The 8,664-nt window shown below is 69.8% G+C and carries 5 protein-coding genes; all 5 read left to right on the top strand.

Annotated features, from left to right (window positions below):
• Window positions 1–3 precede the first annotated feature (3 nt).
• The 5 genes from VLI41_RS14245 to VLI41_RS14225 all read left to right on the top strand — a co-directional run bounded on the left by VLI41_RS14245 (window position 4) and on the right by VLI41_RS14225 (window position 8,663).
• Complete coding sequence (locus tag VLI41_RS14245; RefSeq protein ID WP_414692564.1) at window positions 4–1,263, top strand: pyruvate dehydrogenase complex dihydrolipoamide acetyltransferase; 1,260 nt, start codon at window positions 4–6, stop codon at window positions 1,261–1,263.
• A 16-nt stretch (window positions 1,264–1,279) separates the two neighbouring features.
• Complete coding sequence (gene lpdA, locus VLI41_RS14240) at window positions 1,280–2,686, top strand: dihydrolipoyl dehydrogenase (protein ID WP_325268745.1); 1,407 nt, start codon at window positions 1,280–1,282, stop codon at window positions 2,684–2,686.
• 171 nt (window positions 2,687–2,857) lie between these two features.
• Window positions 2,858–4,027, top strand: coding sequence for an efflux RND transporter periplasmic adaptor subunit (locus VLI41_RS14235; RefSeq protein WP_325268744.1), 1,170 nt, complete (start codon window positions 2,858–2,860; stop codon window positions 4,025–4,027).
• A 5-nt stretch (window positions 4,028–4,032) separates the two neighbouring features.
• Window positions 4,033–7,200, top strand: a complete 3,168-nt coding sequence (locus VLI41_RS14230) for an efflux RND transporter permease subunit (RefSeq protein WP_325268743.1) — start codon at window positions 4,033–4,035, stop codon at window positions 7,198–7,200.
• Complete coding sequence (locus VLI41_RS14225) at window positions 7,200–8,663, top strand: efflux transporter outer membrane subunit (RefSeq protein WP_325268742.1); 1,464 nt, start codon at window positions 7,200–7,202, stop codon at window positions 8,661–8,663. Before VLI41_RS14230 ends, VLI41_RS14225 begins: the two co-directional genes overlap by 1 nt.
• Window position 8,664 lies beyond the last annotated feature (1 nt).

Genomic DNA, 8,664 nt, shown 5'->3' with positions numbered 1-8,664 from the left:
CAGGTGAAGTCGGGCGACGTGATCGCCGAGATCGAGACCGACAAGGCGACGATGGAGGTCGAGGCGGTCGACGAGGGCACCGTCGAGGACCTGCTCGTCCCGGAGGGCGCGGAAGGGGTGAAGGTCAACACGCCCATCGCCAAGCTGAGCGGCGAAGGAGAAACGGCCGCGCCGCCGCCGAAGCCCAGTCCGTCCACCGTCGCGAAGACGACGGGGGAGGGGGACCGCGAAGCGGTGGAGGGGGCGCAGCCCGCGCAGCGCGCCGTCCCGGCGCCCCCACCCTCGACTGCGCCGACTCCTCCCGCGCAGGCGGGGGAAGCGCAGCGGAACGGGGAGCGGATCTTCGCCTCGCCGCTGGCGCGGCGGATCGCCGAGCAGAAGGGGATCGATCTCTCGTCTATCCGCGGCTCGGGTCCGCACGGGCGGATCGTCAAGGCCGATGTCGAGGGCGCGCAGCCGGCTGCGACCAAGGCTCCGCCGGCCAGGGCTCCCGGCGCCCAGCCGCAGCCGGCGCCCATTTCCGCGCCCGGCCCACGGCAGGTCCTGAGCCTGGAGCAGCAGGGCATCGCGCCCGGCAGCTACGACCTGATCCCGCTGGACGGCATGCGCAAGACGGTCGCGCGGCGGATGACCGACAGCTTCCGCGACGTGCCGCATTTCCCGCTGACCATCGACCTGGAGATCGATGCCCTGCTGGCCGCGCGGGCGAAGATCAACGCGCTGCTGGAGCCGGAAGGCGTCAAGGTCAGCGTCAACGACATGGTGATCAAGGCTGCGGCCGTCGCGCTGAAGCGCGTGCCCGAGGCCAACGCGTCCTACACGCCCGAGGGCATCGCCATGCACCACCACGCCGACGTCGCCATGGCCGTGGCGGTGCCGCACGGGCTGATCACCCCGATCATCCGCGAGGCGGAGGGCAAGGGCCTGGCCGAGATCGCCAGGGAGTCGAAGGACCTCGCCGAGCGGGCGCGGAACCGCAAGCTGAAGCCGGAGGAGTACCTGGGCGGCACCTTCTCGGTCTCCAACCTGGGCATGTTCGGGGTGACCTCCTTCTCCTCGATCATCAACGAGCCGCAGGGCGCGATCATGAGCGTCGGGGTGGGCGAGAAGCGGCCGGTGGCGCGCGGCGACCAGCTGGCGGTGGCTACAGTCATGAGCGTGACCCTGACCTGCGATCACCGGGTGGTGGACGGGGCGACCGGCGCGCGGTTCCTGGCCGCCTTCAGGCGGCTGATCGAAGACCCGATCACCATGATCGTCTGAGACCTCGGAGGAGGGCATGGCCGAGGACTTCGACGTGATCGTGATCGGCTCCGGGCCCGGCGGCTATGTCACCGCGATCCGCTCGGCCCAGCTGGGGTTCAAGACGGCGATCGTCGAGCGCGAGGCGCTGGGCGGCGTATGCCTGAACTGGGGCTGCATCCCGACCAAGGCGCTGCTGCGCTCGGGCGACGTCTATGAGCAGCTCGGCCACCTCGGCGACTTCGGGCTCTCCGCCGAGAACCGCGCCTATGATTTCGGCAAGGTGATCGCCCGGTCGCGAAAGGTCGCCGGCCAGCTGAACGCCGGCGTCGGCTTCCTCATGAAGAAGCACAGGATCGAAGTGATCGAGGGGACCGCGCGGCTGGAGAAGGGAGCGCCTGCTCCAAAGGTCGTCGTGGCGCTGAAAGCGGGCGGCGAGCGCGCCGTGCAGGCCAGGCACGTGATCCTGGCGACCGGGGCGCGGGCCAGGACCTTCCCGGAAATCGGCCTGGAGCCGGACGGCGAGCGGGTCTGGACCTACCGCGAGGCGCTGGTCCCCAAGTCGGCGCCGAAGGCCCTGATCGTCGTCGGCTCTGGCGCCATCGGCATCGAGTTCGCGAGCTTTTTCCGCGCGCTCGGGTCCGAAGTTACGGTGATCGAGATGCTGCCGCGGATCCTGCCAGTGGAGGACGAGGAGGTCTCGGCCGCGGCGCACAAGGCCTTCGAGCGGCGCGGGATCAGGTTCCGCGTGCCGGCCAATGTGAAGAAATTGACGAGATCCAAGGCCGGCGTGGCGGTGGAGATCGAGGCGGGCGGCAAGGCCGAGACCCTGCAGGGCGAGGTGGCGATCGTGGCCGTCGGCATCGTCGGCAACGTCGAGGCCCTCGGCCTGGAAGCGCTCGGCGTGAAGATAGAGCGCACCCACGTGGTCACCGACGAGACCGGCGCGACCGGAGTCGCGGGCCTCTACGCGATCGGCGACGTGACGGGCCCGCCGTGGCTGGCCCACAAGGCGAGCCACGATGGCGTCCACTGCATCGAGCACATCGCCGGACTGAAGCCGACAGGCCTGCACGCGCCGATCCCGGGCTGCACCTACTCGAACCCGCAGGTGGCCTCGGTCGGGCTGACCGAGGCCCAGGCGAAGGCGAAGGGGATCGAGGTCAAGGTCGGCCGCTTCCCGTTCCGGGCGAACGGCAAGGCGATCGCCGCCGGCGAGACCGACGGCTTCGTCAAGACCGTCTTCGACGCCGGAACCGGCGCCCTGATCGGGGCGCACATGATCGGCGCCGAGGTCACCGAGATGATCCAGGGTTTCGCTCTGGCGATGACGCTGGAGGCGACCGAGGCGGAGCTGCAGGCGACGGTGTTCCCGCATCCGACGATGAGCGAGGCGATGCACGAGGCTGCGCTGGACGCCTACGGACGCGTGCTGCACATCTGATGGCGAACGCGGGTAGGTTTCACGCCGGTCGCAAAGCCTTGCGTGACCGCAACATTCAGACATTCTCGCGACGCGTTTGAGGGTGATCGAGCGGTCCATGAGCGCGGGGACTGGCGCCTTCGCCTCAGAACCCCTAACGGGTGTGCCTCCGCAACCTGTCCGTCTATCGGTATGCTGAACGAGCCACGACTTCTGCTTGCGCTGGTGCTCTCGCTGACCCTCACCGCGTGCGGGGCGAAGCACGAGACCCGGACCCCGCCCCCACCGGAGGCGGGCTACGTCGTGGTGACGGCCCAGGCCGTGCCGTTGGAGATCGAACTGGCGGGCCGCACCACCGCCTTCGAGAGTTCCGAGGTCCGCCCGCAGGTCTCGGGGATCATCAAGGCCCGACACTTCGTCGAAGGCTCGGTCGTGCATCCGGGGCAGACGCTCTACGAGATCGACCCGAGCCTCTATCAGGCCGCGGCCGCCCAGGCGTCGGCCAACCTCGCCAATGCGCAGGCGGCCTACGCTGCGGCCCAGGCCAAGGCGGCGCGCTTCAAGCCGCTCGCCGACATCGAGGCGGTCAGCAAGCAGGACTACACCGACGCGGCCGCAGCCGCGAAGCAGGCCGCCGCCCAGATCGCCCAGAACCGCGCCAACCTGCAGACAGCCCGGATCAACCTGCGGTTCACCCGCGTGCCCGCGCCGATCGGCGGCCGCGTCGGGCGCTCCATGGTGACCACGGGCGCTCTGGTCACCAACGGCCAGGCCACCCCGCTCACCACCATCGAGCGGCTGGATCCGATGTATGTCGACATCCAGCAGTCGGCCGCCGATCTCCTGGCGCTTCGGCGGGAGCTCTCCAGCGGCGGCGTCACGCCGCGCGAGGCCGACGTGCAGCTGATCCTCGATGACGGCAGCGTCTATGCCGAAAGGGGCAAGCTGGAGTTCGCCGAGGCCATCGTCGACCCCAACACCGGGTCGGTGACCCTGCGCGTCCGTGTTCCCAATCCGCAGGGACTGCTGCTGCCCGGCATGTTCGTCCGCGCCAGGCTTGCACAGGTGGTCGCGCCCAACGCCATCCTCGCGCCGCAACAGGCGGTCTCTCGAGACCCCCGCGGCAACGCCACGGTCTACGTCGTCGGACCTGGCAATCGCGCCCAGCTTCGCACCATCACGGCCGACCGCACGATCGGCGACAAATGGCTGGTCACCGCGGGGCTCTCACCCGGAGACAAGGTGATCACCGAGGGCCTCGACAAGGTGCGGCCCAACCAGCCCATCCGGCCGGTGCCGGCCGGATCGGCGCCCGCGCGCCCGGCGGCGCGCCCGGGCTCGGGCTACGGCGGGGCAGGGTAGATGCGATGATTTCGCGCCTGTTCATCGACCGCCCGGTCTTCGCCTGGGTCATCGCCATCGTCATCATGCTGGCCGGCGCGTTCGGCGTCCGCTCGCTCTCGGTCGAGCAGTACCCCGACATCGCCCCGCCGCAGGTGAACATCCGCGCGACCTACCCGGGCGCCTCGGCCCAGGTGCTGGAGAACAGCGTCTCCCAGGTCCTCGAGCAGCAACTCACCGGCCTGGACGGGATGATCTACTTCCAGACCACGTCCAACTCGGCCGGCCAGGTCGGGATCACCGTCACCTTCCAGAAGGGGACCAATCCCGACATCGCCCAGGTGCAGGTGCAGAACAAGATCCAGCAGGCCCTGCCCAGGCTGCCGCAGGAGGTTCAGCAGCAGGGGATCACGGTCACCAAGTCGAACCCTGACTTCCTGATGGTGATCGCCGTCTATGACGAGAGCGATCGCTCCACCAGCGCCGATATCTCCGACTACCTGGTCTCCAACATGCAGGAGACGATCGGGCGCATCCCCGGAGTCGGCGACTTCAACGTCTTCGGCGCGCAGTACGCGATGCGGATCTGGCTGGATCCGTTCAAGCTGATGTCGTTCAAGCTCATGCCGAGCGACGTCATCAGCGCGATCAAGGCGCAGAACGCCCAGGTGGCGGCGGGCGAGATCGGGGGGCAGCCGTCGCCCTCGACGCAGATGCTGAACGCCACGGTCACCGCCCGCTCGCGCCTCAGCACCCCCGAACAGTTCAGCGACATCATCGTCAAGACGCAGACGGACGGCTCGAAGGTCCTCTTGAAGGATGTGGCGCGGGTCGAGCTGGGCAGTGAAAGCTATTCGGCGCTGAGCCGGCTGAACGGACACCCAGGCGCCGGCATCGCGGTGCAACTGGCGCCAGGCGCCGATGCTCTGAAGACCGCGGCCCTGGTCCGTGCGGCGGTGCAGGAGCGCGCCAAGGACTTCCCGCCCGGCTACCGGCTGGCGTTCCCGAACGATGCGACCAATTTCATCAAGCTCTCCGTCCGGGAGGTGGTGCAGACGCTGTTCGAGGCCGTGATCCTCGTCGTGTTCGTCATGTTCATCTTCCTGCAGAACTGGCGGGCGGTGCTGATCCCGGCCGTCGCCGTGCCGGTGGTGCTGTTGGGCACCTTCGGCGTGCTGGCGGTGGCCGGCTACAGCATCAACGTGCTCACCCTGTTCGCCATGGTGCTGGCGATCGGCCTGCTCGTCGACGATGCGATCGTGGTCGTGGAGAATGTCGAGCGGATCATGCACGAAGAACCGGAGCTGACGCCCCGGGAAGCCACGATAAAATCCATGGACCAGGTGCAGACGGCGCTGATCGCCATCGCCCTGGTGCTCACGGCCGTGTTCTTGCCGATGGCCTTCTTCGGCGGCTCGGTGGGCGTGATCTACCGGCAATTCTCGGTGACGATCGTTTCGGCCATGTCGCTGTCGGTGCTGGTGGCCCTGGTGCTCTCGCCGGCGATCGCGGCGAACCTGCTGCGCCGGCCGAGCGAGGAGGCGCACGGCAACTGGCTGGACCGGCATCTCGCGCAATTCGGCGACTGGTTCAACGCGCGCTTCTTCCGGATGGCGGATCGCTACCGCGATTTCGTCGCCAGGGTGGTCCGCAACGTCCGCCCGGCGCTGATCGTCTATGCGGTGGCGTGCATCGCGCTGGGCGTGCTGTTCATTCGTCTGCCGACCAGCTTCCTGCCGGTGGAGGATCAGGGGGCGCTGCAGCTGCAGTTCACCCTGCCGCCCGGCGCGACCCAGGCGCGGACGCTGGAGGTCGGCAAGCAGATCGAGCACTATTTCCTGACCCGCGAGCGGAAGAACATCTCCGGACTGTTCACCGTGCTCGGCGGCAATCAGGCGGGCTCCGGCCAGAACGCCGGGCGGGGATTCATCAACCTCGCCCCGTGGGACGAGCGGAAGGGCTCGCAGAACTCCGCCGAGGCGATCGCCCAGCGCGCGATGCGCCAGCTCGGCAACATGCGCGACGCGCAGTTCTTCGTGCTCAATCCGCCCGCGGTGCGCGGTCTGGGGCAGGCGAGCGGCTTCACCATGGAGCTGGAGAACACCGGCGGCCTGCCCCGCGACGCGTTCAAGGCGCGGCTCGACGAGGTCCTGCAACAGGCGCGGCAGGATCCGGTGCTGAACGGGGTGCGTGAGAACGCCCTGAAGGACAATCCGACCCTCAAGGTGAGCGTCGATTCCGCCAAGGCGGGGGCGCTGGGGCTTTCACAGGCCGACGTCGACGCCACGCTCACCACGGCCTGGGGCGGCAGCTACGTGGGCGACTTCATCGACCGCGGCCGTGTGAAGCGGGTGTTCGTGCAAGGTGACGCGCCCTACCGCAGCCGTCCCGAGGACCTCGGCGACTGGTTCGTCCGCGGCTCGTCCGGCGAGATGGCGCCGTTCTCCTCCTTCGCCCAGGTGAGCTGGAGCCAGGCGCCGACCACGCTGTCGCGCTTCAACGGCCAGCCCTCGTTCGAGGTGCAGGGCGACGCCGCGCCCGGCAAGAGCACCGGCGAGGCGATGCAGCACATCAGCAATATCGTCGCGAAGTTCCCGGGCCTCACGGCCGAATGGAGCGGCATCTCCTACCAGGAGCGGCTGTCGGGCGGACAGGCGCCGCTGCTCTACGGCATCTCGCTGGTGGTGATCTTCCTCTGCCTGGCGGCGCTCTACGAGAGCTGGACGGTGCCCTTTTCGGTCCTGCTCGTGGTGCCGCTGGGACTGTTGGGGGCGGCGCTGGCGGTCTGGCTGCGCGGGCTCTCCAACGACGTCTACTTCCAGGTGGGGCTGCTCACCACCATGGGCCTGTCGGCCAAGAACGCCATCCTGATCGTCGAGTTCGCCGAGGCGGCCCACAAGCGGGGCAGCAGCTGGGTCGATGCGGCGCTGGAGGGCGCGCGCCTCAGGCTCAGGCCGATCATCATGACCAGCCTGTCGTTCATGAGCGGGGTGTTCCCGCTGGCGATCGCCTCGGGCGCGGGCGCCAAGAGCCGCGTCGCCATCGGCACGGCGGTGATCGGCGGCATGCTCAGCGCCACCCTGCTGTCGATCCTGTTCGTGCCGATGTTCTTCGTGCTGGTGCGGCGGATCTTCCAGCGGCGACGCGGCGCGGCGCCGGAGCCGGCGGCGGGCGAGGAAGGCGCGCCGGCGTGATGCGGCCGCTCACCGTGCTCGTGGTCGCGGCCGGACTGGCCGGCTGCACGCTCGAGCCGCACTACGTCCGTCCGTCTCCCGCCATTCCGTCCAGCTGGCCGACCGGGCCGGCCTATCCGACGCCGACCGCCGCGCCGCTGCCGTCGCTGAGCTACCGCGACGTCTTCAAGGACCCGCACCTGCAGGCGGTCATCGCGCGCGCCCTGGCCAACGCCCAGGACCTGCGCGTCGCCATGGCCAACGTGCAGATCGCCCACAGCCAGTACGTGGTGCAGCGCGCGGAGCTCTTGCCGCACATTGACGCCACCGCCGCGGCCGCAGAGAGCAAGGGTCGGGCGACGACGGGCGGCGGCGCCAGCGGCCTTGGCGGCGCAGCGAACTCGCGTGGCGAGATTTCCCGCGACTACGCCGCCGACGTGGGATTCTCGGGCTTCGAGCTCGACCTGTTCGGGCGGCTGCGGAGCCTGAGCCACGCCGCCCAGGACCGCTATTTCGCGAGCGAGGCGGGGGCCCGCGCCGCGCGGCTCACCCTGGTGGGCGAGGTGGCCGGCGCGTACCTCACCCTGGCCGCCGACCGCAGCCTGCTCAGCATCGCCAACGACACGGTGGCGAGCGCCCAGCGCACCGTCGATCTCACCCGCGCCAAGCTGACCGGCGGCGTCTCGCCCCGCACCGACCTGACCCAGGCGCTGACCCTGCTCGACCAGGCGCGTTCGGATGTCGCCGCGCTCACCACCCAGGTCGCACAGGACCGCAATGCGCTGGAGCTGCTGGTGGGCGCACCGGCGCCCGACGCCGATCTGCCGGCCTCGATCGAGAGCGTCGACAGCCTGCTGGCCGAAGCGCCCGCCGGGCTCGACTCCCGGATCCTGCTGCGGCGACCGGACGTGGTGGAGGCGGAGTATGGGCTGAGGGCCGCCAACGCGCAGATCGGGGCGGCGCGCGCGGCGTTCTTCCCGACCATCAGCCTGACCGCCCTGGCCGGCGCGGCGAGCCCGCAACTCGCCAGCCTGTTCGCCGGGCGCAACGCCACCTGGCAGGTGAGCGGCGCGGCGGCGCTGCCGCTGTTCGCGGGCGGCGCCAACGTGGGCAACCTGGCGCTCGCCAAGGGGCAGCGGAACCTCGCGGTGGCGCAATACCAGCAGGCGATCCAGCGAGCGTTCCGGGAAGTGGCCGACGCGCTCGCCCGGCGCGGGACGATCACCGAGCAGATGTCGGCCCAGACCGACCTGGAGACCGCCGCGGCCGAAAGCTACCGGCTGTTGGAGGCGCGCTATCGGGAGGGGATCGATCCCTACCTGATCACCCTCGACGCCGAGCGCACGCTGTACGCGGCGCGCCGCAGCCTGGCCACCACCCGCCTGGTGCGGGCCACCAACCTGGTCAATCTCTACCAGTCGTTGGGCGGCGATCAGCTCATCGACGCCCTGCCGCCCCCGAAAGTGGAGACCGGCCCGGGCTGAA

The organism is Phenylobacterium sp., assembly GCF_035475775.1.
Lineage (GTDB): Bacteria > Pseudomonadota > Alphaproteobacteria > Caulobacterales > Caulobacteraceae > Phenylobacterium.
This window is presented reverse-complemented; position numbering and strand designations above follow the sequence as displayed.

Excerpts from the sequence above, each read along its gene's own strand:
- lpdA (WP_325268745.1), top strand. The coding sequence starts at position 1,280 with ATGGCCGAGGACTTCGACGTGATCGTGATCGGCTCCGGGCCCGGCGGC.
- VLI41_RS14235 (WP_325268744.1), top strand. The coding sequence starts at position 2,858 with ATGCTGAACGAGCCACGACTTCTGCTTGCGCTGGTGCTCTCGCTGACC.
- VLI41_RS14230 (WP_325268743.1), top strand. The coding sequence starts at position 4,033 with ATGATTTCGCGCCTGTTCATCGACCGCCCGGTCTTCGCCTGGGTCATC.
- VLI41_RS14225 (WP_325268742.1), top strand. The coding sequence starts at position 7,200 with ATGCGGCCGCTCACCGTGCTCGTGGTCGCGGCCGGACTGGCCGGCTGC.